At 53.8% G+C, this 18,339-nt stretch carries 19 protein-coding genes and 1 riboswitch; of the genes, 7 read left to right on the top strand and 12 right to left on the bottom strand.

Annotation, left to right across the window (positions count from 1 at the left end; genetic code table 11):
- Positions 1-448 precede the first annotated feature (448 nt).
- From F1381_RS25200 to F1381_RS25190, 3 genes are all read right to left on the bottom strand, one after another.
- Positions 449-1,312: an aldo/keto reductase gene (locus tag F1381_RS25200; protein WP_151737590.1), complete on the bottom strand. Its 864-nt coding sequence runs from the start codon at positions 1,310-1,312 to the stop codon at positions 449-451.
- Positions 1,313-1,719: 407 nt separating this feature from the next.
- A complete protein-coding gene (locus tag F1381_RS25195; protein ID WP_151737589.1) occupies positions 1,720-2,034 on the bottom strand; it encodes a DMT family transporter in 315 nt (104 codons plus the stop codon).
- A complete protein-coding gene (locus F1381_RS25190; protein WP_151737588.1) occupies positions 2,035-2,394 on the bottom strand; it encodes a DMT family transporter in 360 nt (119 codons plus the stop codon). It lies immediately after the preceding gene.
- A 123-nt stretch (positions 2,395-2,517) separates the two neighbouring features.
- A riboswitch (guanidine-I (ykkC/yxkD leader) is annotated at positions 2,518-2,634 on the bottom strand.
- A gap of 160 nt (positions 2,635-2,794) precedes the next feature.
- On the opposite strand from F1381_RS25190, the gene F1381_RS25185 reads away from it, so the two are divergent.
- Positions 2,795-3,733, top strand: coding sequence for an MBL fold metallo-hydrolase (locus tag F1381_RS25185; RefSeq protein WP_151737587.1), 939 nt, complete (start codon positions 2,795-2,797; stop codon positions 3,731-3,733).
- A gap of 53 nt (positions 3,734-3,786) precedes the next feature.
- On the opposite strand, the gene F1381_RS25180 is transcribed toward F1381_RS25185, so the two are convergent.
- Positions 3,787-4,212, bottom strand: coding sequence for an RNA polymerase sigma factor (locus F1381_RS25180; RefSeq protein WP_151737586.1), 426 nt, complete (start codon positions 4,210-4,212; stop codon positions 3,787-3,789).
- A 147-nt stretch (positions 4,213-4,359) separates the two neighbouring features.
- Between F1381_RS25180 and F1381_RS28495 the strand changes: the two genes are divergently transcribed.
- The gene (locus F1381_RS28495; RefSeq protein ID WP_187355562.1) at positions 4,360-4,719 is read left to right on the top strand and encodes a hypothetical protein; all 360 of its coding nucleotides are present in this window, start codon (positions 4,360-4,362) and stop codon (positions 4,717-4,719) included.
- Positions 4,720-5,004: 285 nt separating this feature from the next.
- Here the strand turns inward: F1381_RS28495 and F1381_RS25170 are convergent, their stop codons facing one another.
- Positions 5,005-5,442 (bottom strand): DUF5680 domain-containing protein, encoded by a 438-nt coding sequence (locus tag F1381_RS25170; RefSeq protein ID WP_151737585.1) that lies wholly within the window; start codon positions 5,440-5,442, stop codon positions 5,005-5,007.
- A 105-nt stretch (positions 5,443-5,547) separates the two neighbouring features.
- Between F1381_RS25170 and F1381_RS25165 the strand changes: the two genes are divergently transcribed.
- Both F1381_RS25165 and F1381_RS25160 read left to right on the top strand, forming a co-directional pair.
- Entirely contained in the window at positions 5,548-5,985 is a 438-nt protein-coding gene (locus F1381_RS25165) for a hypothetical protein (RefSeq protein ID WP_151737584.1), read from the top strand.
- Positions 5,986-6,171: 186 nt separating this feature from the next.
- Positions 6,172-7,386, top strand: a complete 1,215-nt coding sequence (locus F1381_RS25160; protein WP_151737583.1) for a sugar efflux transporter — start codon at positions 6,172-6,174, stop codon at positions 7,384-7,386.
- 125 nt (positions 7,387-7,511) lie between these two features.
- Here F1381_RS25160 and F1381_RS25155 read toward each other — a convergent pair whose 3' ends face one another.
- From F1381_RS25155 to F1381_RS25145, 3 genes are all read right to left on the bottom strand, one after another.
- A complete protein-coding gene (locus F1381_RS25155; RefSeq protein ID WP_151737582.1) occupies positions 7,512-7,820 on the bottom strand; it encodes a hypothetical protein in 309 nt (102 codons plus the stop codon).
- Between the two features lie 226 nt (positions 7,821-8,046).
- Positions 8,047-8,745 carry an SDR family oxidoreductase gene (locus tag F1381_RS25150; protein WP_151737581.1) on the bottom strand — a complete coding sequence of 233 codons (699 nt, stop codon included), beginning with the start codon at positions 8,743-8,745 and terminating at the stop codon, positions 8,047-8,049.
- 3 nt (positions 8,746-8,748) lie between these two features.
- Entirely contained in the window at positions 8,749-9,219 is a 471-nt protein-coding gene (locus F1381_RS25145) for a VOC family protein (protein WP_151737580.1), read from the bottom strand.
- A 163-nt stretch (positions 9,220-9,382) separates the two neighbouring features.
- Here F1381_RS25145 and F1381_RS25140 point away from each other — a divergent pair, with 163 nt between their 5' ends.
- Genes F1381_RS25140 through F1381_RS25130 form a run of 3 tightly spaced genes read left to right on the top strand, consistent with a single transcriptional unit; the run spans position 9,383 to position 12,404 of the window.
- On the top strand, positions 9,383-10,264 hold the full coding sequence (locus F1381_RS25140) for a carbohydrate ABC transporter permease (protein ID WP_151737655.1): 882 nt from the start codon (positions 9,383-9,385) through the stop codon (positions 10,262-10,264).
- Positions 10,264-11,103 carry a carbohydrate ABC transporter permease gene (locus F1381_RS25135; RefSeq protein WP_151737579.1) on the top strand — a complete coding sequence of 280 codons (840 nt, stop codon included), beginning with the start codon at positions 10,264-10,266 and terminating at the stop codon, positions 11,101-11,103. Before F1381_RS25140 ends, F1381_RS25135 begins: the two co-directional genes overlap by 1 nt.
- A gap of 38 nt (positions 11,104-11,141) precedes the next feature.
- Positions 11,142-12,404 (top strand): ABC transporter substrate-binding protein, encoded by a 1,263-nt coding sequence (locus tag F1381_RS25130; RefSeq protein WP_151737578.1) that lies wholly within the window; start codon positions 11,142-11,144, stop codon positions 12,402-12,404.
- 994 nt (positions 12,405-13,398) lie between these two features.
- Here F1381_RS25130 and F1381_RS25125 read toward each other — a convergent pair.
- From F1381_RS25125 to F1381_RS25110, 4 genes are all read right to left on the bottom strand, one after another.
- A complete protein-coding gene (locus F1381_RS25125) occupies positions 13,399-14,232 on the bottom strand; it encodes a metallophosphoesterase family protein (protein WP_151737577.1) in 834 nt (277 codons plus the stop codon).
- Between the two features lie 108 nt (positions 14,233-14,340).
- Entirely contained in the window at positions 14,341-16,125 is a 1,785-nt protein-coding gene (locus F1381_RS25120) for an ABC transporter ATP-binding protein (RefSeq protein ID WP_187355561.1), read from the bottom strand.
- Entirely contained in the window at positions 16,094-17,878 is a 1,785-nt protein-coding gene (locus tag F1381_RS25115) for an ABC transporter ATP-binding protein (RefSeq protein ID WP_151737575.1), read from the bottom strand. The genes F1381_RS25120 and F1381_RS25115 overlap by 32 nt, the downstream gene beginning before the upstream one ends.
- Entirely contained in the window at positions 17,875-18,327 is a 453-nt protein-coding gene (locus F1381_RS25110; RefSeq protein ID WP_151737574.1) for a hypothetical protein, read from the bottom strand. Before F1381_RS25110 ends, F1381_RS25115 begins: the two co-directional genes overlap by 4 nt.
- Positions 18,328-18,339 lie beyond the last annotated feature (12 nt).

The following is an 18,339-nucleotide window of genomic DNA, read 5'->3' as shown; positions in this document are numbered from 1 at the left end:
GTGCAGTTTGTTATAAATGATTTTGTTCATTATAGCAAACTTTACAGCAAACTTTCACCTGGTGTTTGATCATTAGACCAGCGAATGCATAAGGCTGAGTAGCCAAAGGATGCAGCACAAAGGCCATGAGAGAGACCTACTTTTAAAGCCGGCCAGCCTGGAGATGGTATCGGCGCTATTTCTCTCTTCTGTATTAGCCCTATTGGATTCGTTGTCGGAATAAGGGGGCTTAAGCACAAAAAAACAGATATGCGCGCTTTTGGGCATCGGAATCAATGTATCGGCATTTTTGTTTCTTATATATGATGGCGATCTTTGCCCCATAATCCTTGGAGTGAACAACGGCGACAGTTCTGTTTCTGCAAAAAAAAAGCGGGAGCGCTTACGCCCCCGCTGCGCTAGAAGCCGCGCTCTTTCGCATTCATCAGACACATGTGCCTGCAGCGTTCTAGATCATATCCAGCGGCACCCGCCAGGCCGGCTGAGGAAATGCGTCGTCGAGCAAGCACAGCTCCTCCTCACTCAGGCGGATGTCCGCCGCTGCCGCATTCTCGGCCACATGCCGGCGGTCACCGGCCTTCGGGATGGCCATGACATCGCCTTCACGAATGCTCCAGGCGAGCATAACCTGCAACGGCGTTGCCCCGTGATTGCGGGCAATCTCCCGGACTGCCTGGTTCTCTGTGAGACCCAGGCGCAGTGTACCCGCCTGGGCGAGCGGCGAGTAAGCCATCAGGGGCATCTTTCGCCCCTTCTGCCAGGGCAGGAGCTCATGCTCAATGCCGCGGGAACCGAGATGATACAGCACCTGGTTGACGGCGCAGCGGTTACCGCCCGGCAGGTTCACCAGCTCCTTCATCTCGTCGGTATCGAGGTTAGAGACACCCCATCGGGCGATTTTGCCGGCAGCCACCAGCTGTTCCATACCCTCAACGGTCTCGGCAAGCGGAACATCTCCGCGCCAATGCAGCAAATAAAGGTCCAGACGGTCTGTACCCAGCCGCTTCAGGCTGTTCTCGCAGCTGCGGGCCAGATTGTCCCTGCCGGCGTTGTGCGGATACACCTTGGAGACGAGGAACACCTTGTCACGGATGCCCCGGATCGCTTCGCCCACCAGCTCCTCGGCACGGCCCTCCCCGTACATTTCAGCCGTATCGATGACATTCATGCCGAGTTCAACGCCCAGCCGCAAGGCCGCTATTTCCTCGCTCCGTCTGGACGGATCCTCACCCATATACCAGGTTCCCTGGCCGATCCTCGGCACGGAAGCCCCATCCTGCAGCGTAATCCGGTTCTGTATGTTCCTGTTCATAATGGAAGTCTCCTTAGGAATGGATTGTATACTAACTATACTTACCATGTTGAACCCTTCAAAACATCGTACAGTTGTCTAAATCTTTAACATTCTCTATGGTAGTGTCCCTGGCTTGGCCGCCAGGCGAACAGGAAGTGTAACCGACTGAGGTGACGCTAATTATTAACATTGGCCGGTTTATGCGGATTAACGGACCGAGGTGACGCTATTGGCCGGGAAAACCGTTTTTGCCGGGAGCATTCTCTAATTAACGGCTCTGGTGTCCGTACCGCTTATACGCCAAAAATTTTCACCCATGACCCCGTTCGTATCATCACTATGCGCATGAAATCGGCGCATGATCCTCACGCATAAGCCCCGCGCATAGGTATAGTCCGCTCTTCACTTTCCATGCTCTAACCGCCTTACCCCGCCAGCTTCAGACCGATGGCGGCTGCCAGTATGAGTGCGATACAGAGAATACGCGCCCGGTTCCGCGGCTCGCCGTACAGCAGCATGCCCATGGCCGCCCCGCCGGCCGCGCCGATTCCGGTCCAGACGGCATAGGCCGTGCCCATCGGCAATGTCCGCATCGCCAGCGATAGGAGTATAAAGCTCGCTCCAAAACCAAGGATCAGCAGCGCCAGTGTCCGCATGCTGCGGTCTTTCTGCAGCTTCGCCATCATGGATACCCCGGCCATTTCACATAGCCCTGCGCCGATCAGCATTACCCAATCCATTTAGGACACCTCCTTAACTTCTTCTGCTTCGGCTTCATGTCCGCCCGCAAGCTTCAGACCAATAACACCGGCCAACAGTATAGCGATCAGCACCAGCTTGAGCACACGCAGCGGCTCCCCGAACCATACCATGTCCGAGACCACCGTACCCGCCGTTCCCAGACCTACAAAAACAGCATACACCGTACCCGCCGGCAGCCGGCCGCTGGCCCAGATCAATGCCGAGAAACTGATAATAATCGCCACGATCGTCACTGCCCATTCCGGCACCGTTGACGCATGCTTAAGACCGATAACCCATATGACTTCAAATACTGCCGCTCCTACGATCGTTAACCACGCTCTGCTTGTTGCATTCATGTTTCTCTCCTCCTGTCTCCTTTACAGCTAAGACTGGTTCCGGGGCCGCCGGTTTTAATGCCGAAATTATCATTCCATCAGAAAAAAATAAAAGCCCGGCAGGTCATCGCCAGTACTGGCGATACCTCCCGGGCTTTTATCCCTCCGTGTTGACACAATGCCCGCTCCCGCTAAGGGGGGTTGTGCGTTCTCCCTCGGACCTGGCCGGCCAATGGCCGCGGAACCCTAGAGAACCAGTCCGTATAAAGTTACATTGTATGTTAGCAAATAACCGGATGAAATGCAAGCACAGTTAACCGGCTAATGCAGACTCAGATCATTCGAAACCACATTTGTCGCTTTCATGTATTTTCTGAAATAGTAAAATCATCCTAATTCCCGTTGAAAAGAGGTCATTATTATGTTCCATTCCCGCCACTTCACTCCCGTTCCGCTTGCAGAAGGCATCTATGCCCTCGAAGCCACCGAGACGGGCGGAGCCATGAGCAACGCCGGTATCATCGATATGGGCGGCTTTATTCTGGTGTTTGACACTTTCAATACACCGCAAGCCGGCAAAGACTTGTCCGAAGCGGCACGCCAACTGTTCGGAGAGCAGCCGGTAAAGTATGTGGTCAACAGCCATTGGCACGGCGATCATGTGCGGGGCAACCAGCATTTTACCGGGGCAGTTATTGTGTCCACCAGCCGCACACGTGAAATGATGCTGAAGACCCAGCCCGCCTGGCTGGCGCGGATGCAGCCGCTGCTGCCGCAGCTGGCGGCGGATCTCTCCGCAGTCTCGGACAAGCTCGCCGCCGAGACGGATACCGCCGTGCGCACCAGGCTGTCCGGAGAACGGCAGGTTCTGCTGGAGATTCAGGAATCGATTGAAACGCTGACCATCACCTGCCCGGAGCTGACGTACGAGAGTAAGTTAACGATCCGCGGTACCAAACGCAGCGTCGAGCTGTTGTCGCTGGGACAGGCCCATACCGTATGCGACTCTGTCCTGTATTCCCCAGCGGATGCGTTGATTTTCGGGGGGGATGTGATCGCCGCTTACAATCACCCCCTGTTTCAAGACGGCGATCCGCATAGTTGGCTCGGTGCACTGGACCGGCTGGAGGCCTTGGGGGCCAGAACCGTCGTCCCCGGCCATGGCCCCGTTAGCAACGCCTCTTGTATCGGCGCCATGCGCCAATACATCCATGACCTCCTGAACCTTATCGGCACGCTGCAGGCGGCGGGCACAGACGCCGATATTGCCGGTATTCCCGTGCCGGATGCCTACAGGGACTGGAAGGCGGCAGGAGTCTTCACCCGCAATCTGGAGTTTCTGCTTCAAGAGCAGGAGTAACACCGGAGCGGCTGCCCCATGCTCCATAAGGGATGGCTCGTTTAACGTACCAGTCAGAAGCAAAAGAAGGAGCCCTCGACCCGAATCCGGGCCAAGAGCTCCTTTCTGCAATAACAGCTAAAGCTGCTTTGCTGATGCAATTTAGATTGCTTTCTCCCGACCCTAAGCTGGGTACGAACAGTGCTATCTTTTATTCTCAGCAAATCAGCAATTTCTTTACTCGAGTACCCTTCAAAATAATAAAGGTAAAGAAGCTCAATAATTATTTTACAATGGTTTTGAGCTGTAACTATTAACCATGCTTTTTCATGTTCAAGATCGTTGAAAGTCTTACCCGCTTGAATCAGTTTAAGAAATACTGTCTGTACAGCGTCTTCTGAGTCAGCCTCGTCTCTCAAAAACATAAAACAAATTCGTAAGACCATATCAACATGCCTGTTGTATATGTCTGTTAACCTGGACTCTTCTGATGACACCATTTCTCTCCTCCCTTCTGCCTATAACACAAATGAATACCCCCAAATGTTGTATTAAGCAAGAAAAAACATTTATTAATTCAAGAACTAAATTATGGTACAATCAGCTTGCTTAAGCTGTACACTTACTCTCATTAAGGAGTGTTCGTTATGGGCTTAATTGTCGCGATCATGTTGGTAATTGCTGTTGTTATAGTGCGGGGGGTGCTCCGCGACAGGGACAGGTTTGGAGGGCGCGCTGGCAACAGCCGCTACACGGGCAGACGGAACAACCCGGCGGACAGCTTCTTCGCTGCAGGTGCCAATCCGCTGCTGTGGACGGACGACAACAAAGATAACCACGGGCATCACGGGCATCATGGCCACCACGGGGATCATGGACACCACGGGCATCACCACGACAGCGGCTGGGGCGGCGGTCACGGCGACCACGGCGGGGGCTGGAGCGGCGGAGACGGCGGCGGGGGCGGGGGCGATTGCGGTGGTGGAGGTGGGGGCGGCGGCGATTAAACCCGCCTCGCCGCTTCCCTGCACACCTCGCCGCAGCGTTTACGGACTCCATTGCCTTTATTTCTCAAGTTTACGTTTATTGGGCACCGTAACTGACACGAGTGACCTTATTGCAGGTGAATCAGCTCTCCATTATGCCAACATGCCAGCAATAACGCCCACTGTGTCCGATACACCTGCAAATCGCTTATTTTTGGCCAATAACGTCTGTACAGTCCGTTGGTTATAGGCACTGGCGGCTCAAGTCTGGTGCAAAAGCTTGCCTGACCAAATAGCGGCACAGGCTTAATCGATCTCTCCCCCATGAAACACACACTCATACACTCGTACTTCTCCGGACCATATCTCTTCGCGGCCGCTGAACCAGGCAAAATCTCCGTTGACTGTGCACTTGTATGTATACCGCTCCCTCCGGAAGACAGCAGGTCCTCTAAAAGGCATGTCCGCCGGAACATGGCGCAGCGCCTCCTTCAGGAAATCGCTGCTGAAGCCTTCATCCAGCACGCGGCCGATGTAGTTCATCGCCCAGAACGGGCGGCCGTCCTTCCAGAGCGCTTCTTCACCGGCAAACTTGGCCGAGCCTAAATAAGTATCGATATACTGCAGATTCCCTTCGCTGTATTGCAGATCATGCGACTGAGGGCGGGTCGGTTCCGCTGCCGGGCCTTTGCCCGCATAAGTGGCTTGCTTTGCCGTAATCAGAAATTGCTCGATTGCCTTCATCCCGGGTAAAACCTCCCTTTTTACCGACAATTATAGAACGTACGTTCCGGACGGACCGTGATTAATCTCATCTTATTGTCACAGATTCTTGAGAGGAGTATCTGTATGAAACATGGTATACTGAACAGACTTGTGTTGCCGCTCTTATCCTGCATCTGGCTGAGCGGCTGCCCGTCGGGCAGCCCGGACAACGCAAGCACTCTGCCGGACAGCGTAATCATATATGAAAATCCGCGGTTCAACTTCGCTGTCAGCATTCCGCAAGAATGGAGTTACGAAGAATACGGGACGGAGAATTACGAGCCCACTGCCGATTGGGAAGGCCTGCCGGACTCCGGCATCACAGTTTCGGTGGATAACCAGCCGGGGGAGCAAATCAGTATCTATGGTCAAATAGGGACAATAGATTGGAGTAATCCCGGAGGCTCCCTGGTGGAAGATTTCGAGACCGGAAGCGGCTTGACGGGAAGGCAATATATCGACGACCGCTGTGAAGATATCAGTATTTTTTTCGTGTTCGATCCTAACCAGCTAAGCGCCTAAGGCTACAACACGAGAGGGCTGGGCGGGAGCATCCAGATGAGCAAGGAAGCGTACAGCCGCAACAAAGAGACGATTGATTTCATTCTCGGAAGCATCTGGATCACAGAGTAATGAGCGTTTCACCAGGCAGCAACGTATAACCAGGCAGCCGTCAGGCCGGCCGCACAAAGGAGAACTCGTCCAGTCATGCTCACACGAATACATAAGCTGTTTCAAATTCCCGGCTACACCCTGTTTACCGTCACCATGATGCTGCAGGGCATGGCCATTTCGATCAGTTCGCCGTTTCTGGCGGTTTATTTCACGACCAGACTGGGCGTATCGGCTGCTACCTTCGGCCTGTTTACGGCCGTCACGCTCATCGCCGGCGTGGGTCTCAGCTCGGTCATCGCCCGCCGCTCCGACAGCGGGCTGAACCGCAAAGCGCTGATGGTGGCTGCCATGCTGTTCAATGCGCTGGCCTATGCAGGATACTTGTTTATCCATGACTTTTATATCCTGCTGGCTTATATGACCCTCTTCACCGCCATCGGGGCGCCCGCCATGCCGCAGCTCTTCGCAAGCGCGCGCGAAGCGGTCAATGCCGGCAACTCCTCTGATCACGCCTTTGCCAATTCGTTTCTGCGCTCAATGTTCTCGCTGGGCTTTATTATCGGACCCTTGGCCGGATCGGTTCTGATCCGATATTTCGGATTCCCGGGCATCTTCATCAGTACCGCGCTGATCTTTCTCATCAATGCCTGCTCGCTGTACCTGCGGGCCAAGCCGCCGGAAGCCGGGAGACGGGCAGCCGTACCTGCCCGGCAGCCTGCCAAGCTGCACCACAACCGCAGCGTGCTGATTCCGTTCATTGTGCTGATTCTGCTGTATTCCGCCCATTGGCTCAATAACCTGAACATATCGCTGTTCATCATCAATGTGCTGGACGGGAGCACGCAGAATGTGGCTTCGGTGGCCAGCATTTGCGCTTTGCTGGAAATTCCGCTGATGCTGATGCTCGGCGTATTGTCGGCCAAATACTCCAACCGCACACTGATGGGCTGGGGAATCGTACTGGGCGGCATTTACTACCTGGTCGTACTAGCCTCCACGCAGCTGTGGCAGATTATCGCCGGCCAGGTGCTGCTGGCGTTCTTTGTCGCCGTAGTCTCGGCCATCGGCATCAGCTACATTCAGGACCTGCTGCCCGAGCAGCCCGGCTATGCCTCGACGCTGTATTCCAATTCCACCACCATCGGCCGGCTGGCCGGCAGCCTGGTGGGCGGAGCCGCCGCCGAGTGGGCGGGATACCGCCATGCGTACTGGTTCTGCGTGCTGCTGTTCCTGCTCGCGTTTGTCCTGCTGGCGCTTCCGCAGCGCGCAGCAAATGGAAAACAGGATAGTAATAATGTTAGTTTGTAAATAACTATATTCCACAAAAAAAGCTCCTCATACAGCTGCAGGCGATTCATCACCTGTTTGCTAAATGAGGAGCTTTTTATTACGTTAAAGCCACTTTCACTATCGTGTCAAACATCTCAAATGAATTAATTAGTAACCCATCCGCCATAAGTAACAGTCCAAGTATAGGCTGTAATTGCATCAATGGAAATAAGGGTCAACTGTCCACTATAACCATCGACATAATAGCTGTTTATCGTAGGAATATCATTCAATGTAGGGAATAACGATTTCGGTAAAATGGTCTGATAAGTAATGTACTTTGTAGCAGCTGGTGTTACTACAGCATTCTGTTCTACAGAGCTAACAGTTGGAGACGGGGCGGCAAAGGAAGTGGATCCAAGAGTAAAACAAGCAGCAACAGTTAAAATACCTAACATTATTTTCTTCTTCACACTTTATCTTCCTTTCTATTTGGAATACTATTACATTATATTGAATATATAGCCAATGGTCAACAATTTATTGCTATTTTCTTCATAATCATTCTTAAGATATCAAATTATATAAAATATTTGTTGTAAAACTATAATTTCGCATATAAATCAAAAAAAGGACAGCAATTTGGAAACTGCTGTCCCTTTTTATTCTATCATTTTAGGTTTTCCCCTAAAGTTCTGTCTAAATCGGCATATCCTTGCCAGTATAATCGACGAACCGGAAATGCTCCTGCGGCGGCTTCCGCTGCTCCAGCAGATCAAGAATCCCCTCGGCGCTGCGGCGCGGGTCCGTCGGTGCGGACGATCCGCCCATATCCGTATGCATCCAACCCGGATGCACACTCAGCACGTGCACACCCCGCTCGCGCAGATATACATGAAGCTGCTGCGAGAAGATATTCAGCGCCGTTTTGGAAATGGAATACGGATAGTCCCCCGGATAAGCATTCGTGATGCTTCCCGCTTCCGAAGATACGTTGATGATTGACGCATCGGGCGCTGTAAGCAGCGGCAGGAAATGCTTGACCACCCGCATCGGCCCGTACAGATTAATGTCCATCGTCAGCAGCATATCCTGGAAGTCCAGTTCCTCAATCGGCGTATCGCGGGCAGTCAGCACCGCCGCATTGTTGATGATGGCGCCGAGCGCCACCCCCTGCTCCCGCAGGCCGGCGGCCAGTGCCGCAATGCCCTCCTCATCCCGTACATCCAGCAAAGCTACCGTCAATGCTTCGCCATACGCGTCGGCCAGTCCGGTCAGTGCCGGGCCCGGATCTTCCGGAGTGCGTACTCCCGCAATGACGCGGTGCCCGCGCTCCAGCGCTTCGGCAGCCAGCTCGGCCCCAAGCCCGCGTCCCGCTCCGGTAATCAGAATATTCATCGGTTACCCCTCCCCGGTTCGCTTTTTATCATTTTCCAGCAGCTCCACAATGACCTTCAAATCCTTGAACGTATCCATATAGGCATACCGGCCGCCCGGATATTCACCCTTCTGCTGCAGCGGAAAGCCCTTGCCTTCAAACAGCGTGATCTTCTCCTGCATTCCCTCGACCACAAAAGCGATATGATGCGGCCCTTCCCCATGCTCGTTCAAATAATCCCGCCACGTGCTTGGCTCATGATCAGGTTCGATCAGCTCCAGCTGCACTGAGCCCAGGTCAAAGAAAGCCAGCTTCGCCCGCGCCTCTGTCGGTGCACCGTTGTAGCGGGTCTGCGCGATGTCGGCCGTATCCGTCAGCCCGATCTCCGGCTTGTCCACACCCAGGAAATCTGCGTACGCTCTGCTTGTCGCTTCAATGTCATGAACGAGAATACCGATTTGTGTAATAAAAGGTTTACCCAGCAATTCCGACAATTGTAAACGCCTCCTTTTGTTCTCCGACGTGTCTACCTTACCTACACACTGCAGCCCTGTCAAGCCGGGGGTTCCAGTTGTTACCGTCCTGCTGTTGATTCGCCTGTTCGCCAATCCGGTTATTAAATGAAATGTTTAACTTACCGATAAGGGGTGAAGAATGATGGACCGTAAAAAAAGATCGCGCCTGATGCAGCAGTTTATTTTTGTCGGGCCCACCTCCCTGTTTTTCTTTGTGATCGTGCTGATTCCGTTCTTTCTCGGACTGTACTATTCGTTCACCAGCTGGAACGGCATCTCGCAGCATACGTCATGGGCGGGCCTGCGGAATTACCTGCATATTTTCACCAAGGATCCGTCCTTTCTCAATTCGTTCTGGTTTACCGCCAAATTCACGCTGTTCGGCCTCGTGCTGACCAATCTGCTCGGCTTCGCCCTCGCCTATGTGCTGACACGCAAGCTGTTTACGCGCAATGTGCTGCGCACGGTGTTCTTTGTGCCCCATGTGATCGGCGGCCTGCTGCTGGGCTTCATCTGGCAGTTTATTTTCGTGCGGGGCTTTGCCTCACTGGGAGCGGCCACCGGCTGGTCCTTCTTCAATCTTCCATGGCTCGGTACGGAGAGTACCGCCTTCTGGGCTGTAGTCATTGTGTTCGTCTGGCAAAATGCCGGCTATCTCATGGTGATTTACATCTCGGCGATCAACAATGTACCCAAGGGACTCCTTGAAGCCTCCAAGGTGGACGGTGCCGGACGGCTGCAGACACTGCGCCATGTGATGATTCCGCTGGTGATGCCGGCTGTCACGGTCTGCCTGTTTCTCTCCATCTCCTGGTCCTTCAAGGTATTTGACCTCAATCTGGCGCTGACCAAAGGCGGCCCGTTCAAGGCAACCGAATCGGTGGCGCTCAATATTTACAATGAAGCTTATACGATCAGCCGGTTCGGGATGGGCTCGGCCAAGGCAATTATCTTCTTCATCATTGTAGCCGTCATCTCCATGCTGCAGGTCCGGGCAACCAAGAAAAGAGAGGTGGAGCTGTAATGGAAACTACCGCAAAAAAATGGAATATGCCGATGCTGCTGGTGGAACTGGTCTGCATTCTGCTGGCGATTGTGTTCCTCGTTCCGTTCTATTTCCTGCTGGTCAACTCCATCAAGAGCTACGGCGATATCCTGTCCGATTCGGCAGCGCTTCCGGCGGCACTGCAATGGAGCAACTACCGTGAGGCCTGGAATGCAACGAACTTCCCGCATGCATTTGTGAATTCACTCGTGGTCACGGTTGTCAGCAACCTGCTGCTGGCTTTCCTCTGTTCCATGTGTGCTTATAAAATGGTCCGCAACAACATTCTCTATAACCGTGTCCTGTATGTGGCGCTTGTTGCAGCTATGGTTATTCCATTTCAAGCGATTATGATTCCGCTCGTGCAGGTGGTCAGCGGCCTTGGCTTCATGGACTCCACCGCCGGACTGATCCTGGCCTACCTGGGCTTCGGCGCACCGATGACGGTGTTCCTGTTCCACGGGTTTGTCAAATCGGTGCCGATCGATCTGGAGGAAGCCTCCAAGGTCGACGGAACCAGCCCTTACGGCACCTTCTTCCGGATCGTGCTGCCGCTGATGCAGCCGATTATCGTCACCGTAATCATCCTGAACACCCTTTGGATCTGGAACGATTACCTGATGCCTTCGCTCATTCTGCAGGACCCGGCGCTGCGGACGATTCCGATCGCCGTCTACACCTTCTTCGGCCAATATACGAAGCAGTGGGATCTGGCGCTGCCGGGACTGGTGCTGGGCATAACGCCGGTCGTCATCTTTTTCCTGGCGATGCAGAAATATATTATCGAAGGAATCGCCCAGGGCTCGGTCAAGGGCTGATGCGTAACGAGGCAAAATGACAGAAAGGATGAGGCATGATGAGACGAACAAGTGGATGGCTCCTCTCCGCTGCATTGCTGCCGGCCCTGCTGCTCTCCGGATGCGGCGGCCGAAGCGATGAAGATGGAGTGACAACCGTGCATATTTACCAGTTCAAAGTGGAGATCGCCGAAGCGTTGACTGCCATGAAGGCAGAGTTCGAGAAGGAGCACCCCGAGATCCGGCTGGACATTCAGACGGTCGGCGGCGGCACCGACTACGGCGCCTCGCTGCGCGCCAAGTTCTCGTCGGGGGACGAGCCGGACATCTTCACCATCGGCGGCAACAATGAACGCGATATGTGGCTGGAATATCTGGAGGATCTCAGCGGAGAAAGCTGGGCGCCGGACGTCAAGCCGCTGGCTGCCGAGCAGATGACCGTGGACGGCAAGCTCTACGGCATGCCGATGAACCTTGAAGGATACGGCTTCATTTATAATAAGGACCTGTTCCGGCAGGCCGGCATTACCGAGAAGCCGGTGACGTTAAGCGCGCTGCGGGAATCGGCCCGAAAATTGCAGGATGCCGGGATTACGCCCTTTGCCAACGGCTATCAGGAGTGGTTCGTGCTCGGCAATCACAATGTGAACGTGGCTTTTGCCCAGCAGCCCGACCCAGCCGCCTTCATCGCCGGACTGACCGACGGCTCGAAGACCTTTGCGGATGACCCGGTCTTCAGCCAGTGGGTGGATCTTCTGGATCTGACCGTCGAGTTCGGGAATCCGAATCCGCTGTCCACCGACTATAATACCCAGGTCACGATGCTGGCGGGCGGCGAAGCGGCCATGATGCAGCAGGGCAACTGGACCCAGGGCCAGATTGACGGCATCGACCCGGACCTGAATCTCGGCATCCTGCCGATGCCGATTGACGACACGGCAGAGGATAACGATAAGCTCTACGTCGGGGTACCCAGCAACTGGGTCATCAACAAGAACTCCCCGGTGAAGGAAGAGGCCAAGGTCTTCCTTGATTGGATGGTTACCTCCGATACCGGCAAGCGGTACATCACCAAGGAGTTTCAATTCATCCCGGCGCTTGACAGCATCGAGGGAACGGAAGAGGACCTCGGCGCGCTCGGCGCCGAAGTGTTGGCCTATACCGATAAAGACCAGGCTCTGACCTGGAACTGGTCGCGCCTGCCGAACGGGATGCCCAACGAGCTGTCCAGCAGCATCCAGGGCTACCTCGGCGGCAAGCTGACCAAAGAAGGCATGCTGAAGGAGTTCCAGAAGAACTGGGATAATTTGAGCGTGCAGTAACTCGGGTGCTTGTCAAGATTAGTTCTGGCTTGGACCTCCGAGGTCACGGTCGCTAGCTGCAGTTTTGTACGACCAAACCGCCTACTAAGCTAAGATTAGTAGGCGGTTTTATTCTGTGCAATTATACCAGCTGGAAACAACAGAAGACGCACCCATTGGATGCGAAAAATCGAATACAATGGGTCACCGCGAGGGTAAACAGGCCTATTGTATGCGAAAAATCAAATACAACGGGCCTCCGCGAGCGTAATCAGGCCCATTGTATGCGAAAAATCGAATACAATGGGCCACCACGAGGGTAAACAGGCCTATTGTATGCGAAAAATCGAATACAATGGGCCACCAAGAGGGTAAACAGGCCTATTGTATGCGAAAAATCGCATACAATGGACCACCGCGAGCGTAATCAGGTCCATTGTATGCGAAAAATCGAATACAATGGGCCACCGCGAGCGTAAACGCACCCTTTGTATGCGAAAAATCGAATACAATCTGCCACCGTCAGCGTAATCAAGCCCATTGTATGCGAAAAATCGAATACATTCTGCCACCGTCAGCGTAAACGGACCCATTGTATGCGAAAAATCAAATATAATGGGCCTACGCGAGGGTAAACGCACCCATTGTATGCGAAAAATCGAATACAATGGACCACCGCGAGGTAAACGCACCCATTGGATGCGAAAAATCGAATACAATGGGCCACCGTCAGCGTAAACGCACCCATTGTATGCGAAAAATCGAATACAATGGGCCACCGCGAGCGTAAACGCACCCATTGGATGCGAAAAATCGAATACAATGGGCCACCATCAGCGTAAACAGACCCATTGTATGCGAAAAATCGAATACATTCTGCCACCATCAGCGTAAACAGACCCATTGTATGCGAAAAATCGAATACAATGGACCACCGCGAGGGTAAACGAACCTTTGTATGCGAAAAATCAATTTTGTGAGAGAAAGCGGCTTTTGCAGAGTACGGCCTATACTACTACACCTGTACCCGGTAAGCATCCACACTGTAATTGCTGCCGTTAATCGTTATTGTGGCATTGTAATAGCCCCGGCTGCCGTCCGGTTTACATTTATAATCGCCTGAGCAGCCGGTGACGAAGAATTTGGTCTTAGGATAGCCGCTGTAAATATTGCTCAGCTTCCGGTAGAACTTATGCCCGTGATGCGTAAAGATCGCCAGCACCCGGTCTCTAACCTTAGCCGGTATCGCCGCAAAGAACTTGGCCGTTTCCGCCGCGCTCAGCACATGGCTGCTGTCCACGGTAATTCCGCTTATCCGCAGCGGCCAGTGAAAATCAATAATGTAGTAGTACTGATCGCCCAGATTCCGCAGCAGCCTCAGACTGTCCGCCGAAAAGGCTCCCAGCGCACAATCCAGCCACACATACTTGACCTTCCCCTGCGTTCCCGGAAAATCCCGCTGTCCCGTTACCGCCCCCAAATATTGCGTAAACAGAGGCCGGGTGCTGGCCTCCCAATTGCCGATCGAAGCCTTATAAGGAATGTTTCCCAGCGTAGAGTCGACTGTATTCTTGAAATCCTGGTAATACGCTGCCGCCTGCGCGCCGTGATTGGCCCCTGCCTGAGTATTGTCCCCGCCGAAAATCACAAACCGCTTGTTCCCCCCGCTCACCGCTTTGGGCAGCAGGTTCTTAAAGATGGCGGAGCTGTTGCCAAATCCTACATGGCTATCGCCGATGACCGCAAAATTGACGTTTACCGCGCTCGTTCTGCGGGCCATGCGGCGTTTCGGTACCGCAGGTCTTGCCGATGGACGCTTTTGGCTGACGGGCTTTGCCGCTCTTCTCATCCCACACACACTCCCGGAAATGGATTTACAGCAATCATATTCAGCCGAAAGCCAAAGCGAACCGCGGCCGCCGCGGATTGGCTTCCTGTCCCGCTGCTGTCCCAAGAGTCAACGTCCAGGCGAAGAAACGCCCGTCCCGGCAGGTTGCTCAAACAGCAAACGATACAGTCCATTATCTTCCCAGAGCTTCTGATGCTTGCCCTGATCCACTATCCGACCTTGATCCAGCAGCATAATATCGTCTGCATACATGACCGATGAGAGACGGTGGGCAATGGTAATTACCGTCCGGTCAGCAGGCAGATTGGCAAAAGCATGATGTATTGAAGCTTCCGTGACATGATCCAGCATGGAGGTTGCTTCATCCAACAGGATGATCCGGGCGTCGGACAGAAAGACCCTTGCCAAGGCCAGCCGCTGCTTCTGGCCGCCGGAGAGCTGCACACCCCTCTCGCCGATTACGGTCTCATATCCCTGCGGCAGCTTGCGGATAAATTCATCCATGTCCGCCTGTCTGCAGGCCGCTTCAATTTCAGCTGTGGAGGCCTTCGGCCTGGCTAGCCTGACATTCTCCAGAATGGACAGATTGAAAATGGCCGGATTCTGCATCACCACGCCGACCATCCGCCGCAATTCCGCTTCGCCGATCTGATGCAGCTCCTTCCCGGCCAGCCGGATACTCCCTTCATGCGGAGCATAGATTCCCAGCAGCAGCTTCACCAGCGTACTTTTACCGGAGCCGCTCCGCCCCACGATAGCTACCCTCGCCCCATACCTGATATCTAAGGAAATATTCTGAAGAACAGCAGCTGTTCCCTCATAACCGAAGGAGACCCCGCTGGCGCTCAGAACGGTATCGCCGGGCTGAACTTCTAAGAGGGCCCGCCGTTCTTTACGCACACCCTGTGCTTCATCCGCAAGCAGCGTCTTAATCTTATCGAGACCGGGAAGGTCGCCGGTAAACTGCATATCCAGATCGTTCATAATTCCCAGATGCGTAAACAGCATTTCATAGTATTTCATAAACACCAGCAGACTGCCGATCGTCATCTCCCCGTGCAGGATCAGCAGCCCGCCCAGAAAGTACAGGTTCATCCTCGTAATAAACAAGTCCTTGAACTCCTGAAGAACGCGGTTCATGAACCAATACATTTCCTTCTGAAAAAAAACCTTGCTGATGGCATGCCAATATTCCGTGAATCTGAGCGAGCTCCGCTTCTCCATCCGGTTCACCTTAATCTCACGCCAATGCTGAAGGGAATGCTGCAGCCAGCCTTCATATTGTCCATAAACCTGCCGGTAGTCGGCGGAGACACGCCTTGCCCCGACACCGAGCTTGTGCGTAATCCAGAACGATACGGGCACCATCAGCAAAGCAACCAGGGCCAGCTTCCAGCTGAATACCGCCATCATAGCTGCGCCGGCCAGCAGGTAAGCGCAGCTGTAGCCGTATTCCAGAAGCTGCACTTTGAACAAACGGTCTACCGCGTCCGCATCCTGATCCAACCGGCCTTTCAGATCGCCGGTATTCATCCGGCTGTATTCGCTGAACGGCATAGTGATGTACCGGCTCCAGACGGCTGAACGGACGGCAAAGGTCAGATGGTTGGTGAATTTGTTGCCTACAAACGCCTGAGCTCCGGTTATGGCGGTTTGGGCAATGTAGACGGCAACATACCCCGAGCAAACCAGCCACAGCGCGTTTAATTGCCCGTTCACGATGACCCGGTCAATCAAGAGCTTGAACAGCAAAGGGGCAACCAGCCCCAGGCCGAGAAGCAAAGCCTTAAATCCGATAAGGCAGCCAAAATTGGATCTCCGGCGCTGCCATTGTACACTGAAGGCACGGACCCAATGCAGCTTAAGCCTGATATTGTGCAGTGATGTCTTCATATTCCGCCCCTGCCCCGCTTTCCTGATATTGCTCATAAAACAGTCTCTGGTAAATTTCGCTGTCTGCCAGAAGCTGCAAATGATGGCCGTAAGCAGCGATCCGCCCCTGGTCAATGACGGCTACTTTGTCGGCATGGAGGATCGTTGATAACCGGTGGGCAATAATAATCGTTGTGGTGCTCCCGCCAATGCTGTCCCAGTGGGAGCGAACAGCCCTTTCCGCCTCCCCGTCCAGTGCCGAGGTGGCTTCATCGAACACGACAATCCGTGCTTTCCGCAAGAATGAGCGGGCAAGCGAGATACGCTGTTTCTGCCCTTCGGACATCGCCAGGCTGTTGTCTCCCCCGATCATAGTATCCAGGCCGTCCGGAAGCGTTCGGATAAATCCGGCAATGAAGGCCTTCTCGCAGGCGGTCCATAGCCGCTTATCCTCCTGGTAAGAGCTTCCCCATAGCAGGTTATCCCGCAGTGTCCCTTCAAACAGAAAGGGCTCCTGGGCAACAGCGCACACCGCCCGGCGCAAGGAATGCAGACTGCAGCATTCGATAGGGGTGCCATCAATCCGGATCTCCCCGGAATCAGGCTTATACAAGCCGAGCAGCAGCGAGATCAGAGTGCTTTTCCCGCTGCCGCTCCTGCCTACAACCGCTACTGTCGTTCCGCCCTTAACGCTGAAGCTGATATTCTGTAATACGGGAGTATCCGGCCTGTACCGGAAGGAGACGTTGGCAAATTCGATTTCCCCCTCCGTAATCCGGAGGCCGGGTGCGCCACTCCGCTGCTCCTCCTCCGGCTCCTGCAGCAAAGAGAAGATGCGGCTGACCGCCACTTTATTCCGCTGGATACTCCGGCTTGCGCCGCTGATCCGCTGCAGCAGGTCGCTTCCCTTGGCAAAATATTCGATACTTGCAATAAACACACCGAGCGTCAAATGCTGATGGATGATCAGATAGCTTGCTGTGATGTACAAGGCAAGGTCAGAGCAGAGGCTGATCAGGCTTACGGTTCTCTCCGCAGCCCACTCCAGTTTGCCGGAGCGGTTCTTTACGCGCATGTATTGGATCAGCATATGTACAAAGGTTCGGGAGCTGTATTTGCCGGCGCCGAGCAGACGGATATCCCGCAATCCGGACAGCATTTCGAGGCACCAGCTCATCAAACGGCCGTACTGGTCTCTTTGCTCGGTCAGCCTTGTTCTCAACACCCGGTTGAACGCCATCGTTACGAATACAACGGCCGGAATGACCACCAGCATCAGCAGTCCCATATAAAAGCTGGCATACAGAACAAATGCCGCCGCCGTCAGCAATTTGATGATATTGGCGGCCAGAAAAAATACATTCAGATGGATAAAGGCCATAACCTCTTCGGTATCCCGGTTAATGACAGCCATAAGCTCCCCGGATTTGCTGGTCGTAAAAAACGCCGGCTGCAAGGTGAGCAGCCTGTCGTACAGCTTTTTGCGGATATCGAATGAGAAACGGGTGGCCAGATACGCCCAAACGCTGTTGAAGCAAATGTGCAGGCATTGCTCCCCGGCAAAAATAACGCCGTACAGGATGACGATATAGGTCAGGAAGGATAAGTTCCGGTGATAGAATACTTCGTCTACCAGCAATCCGAAGATGTACGGGTAAACCATCCCGATGACAGAGGTAACCACCACACAGAGAAACAGATTCAGGAAGCTCCATCTGTATTTGCGGATGATAGGCCAAAGCGATCTCATCTGTTCATAAAAGGTCCCCCTCATAGGCTCCCTCCCTTATGAATCATTTTGAACCATAGACTCCGCCTGCCCTGCGGGAGATCAACATAAACGGTCTGTCCGGATGGAGCCTCTCCGGCTTCCAGCTTCGCCTGCAGCCATGCTCCGGGGCTGACTTCGATGTCCAGGGCTCGATCCTCCGGCAGCTGTTCCACATCCACAATCGTCCCCGGATACCGTCCTCCGTCCGCGCTGAGATACCAATGGGTGATATCCTGAAGCCTGATTTCGGACATATCATAATCGCCCTGCACACGTACAAGCATGCGGTCCTCCTCCTCAACCATTATTCCAGGGACCGTAAGGTCATGCTGAAGATACGTGCTGTTCATCCAAACAAATAATCCTCCGCCCAGACCGGCAATGATCAGCAGGGCGGCAATCGGAGTTCTGATAAAAAAATACGAGAACCCGTTCCATAATCTTCGCTTCATGGCTTTTCCTCT

The sequence above is a fragment of the Paenibacillus tengchongensis genome, assembly GCF_008973665.1.
GTDB classification, from domain to species: Bacteria; Bacillota; Bacilli; order Paenibacillales; family Paenibacillaceae; genus Paenibacillus_AQ; species Paenibacillus_AQ tengchongensis.
The sequence above is the reverse complement of the archived record's forward strand: the minus strand, read 5'-3'. Positions and strand labels throughout refer to the sequence as shown.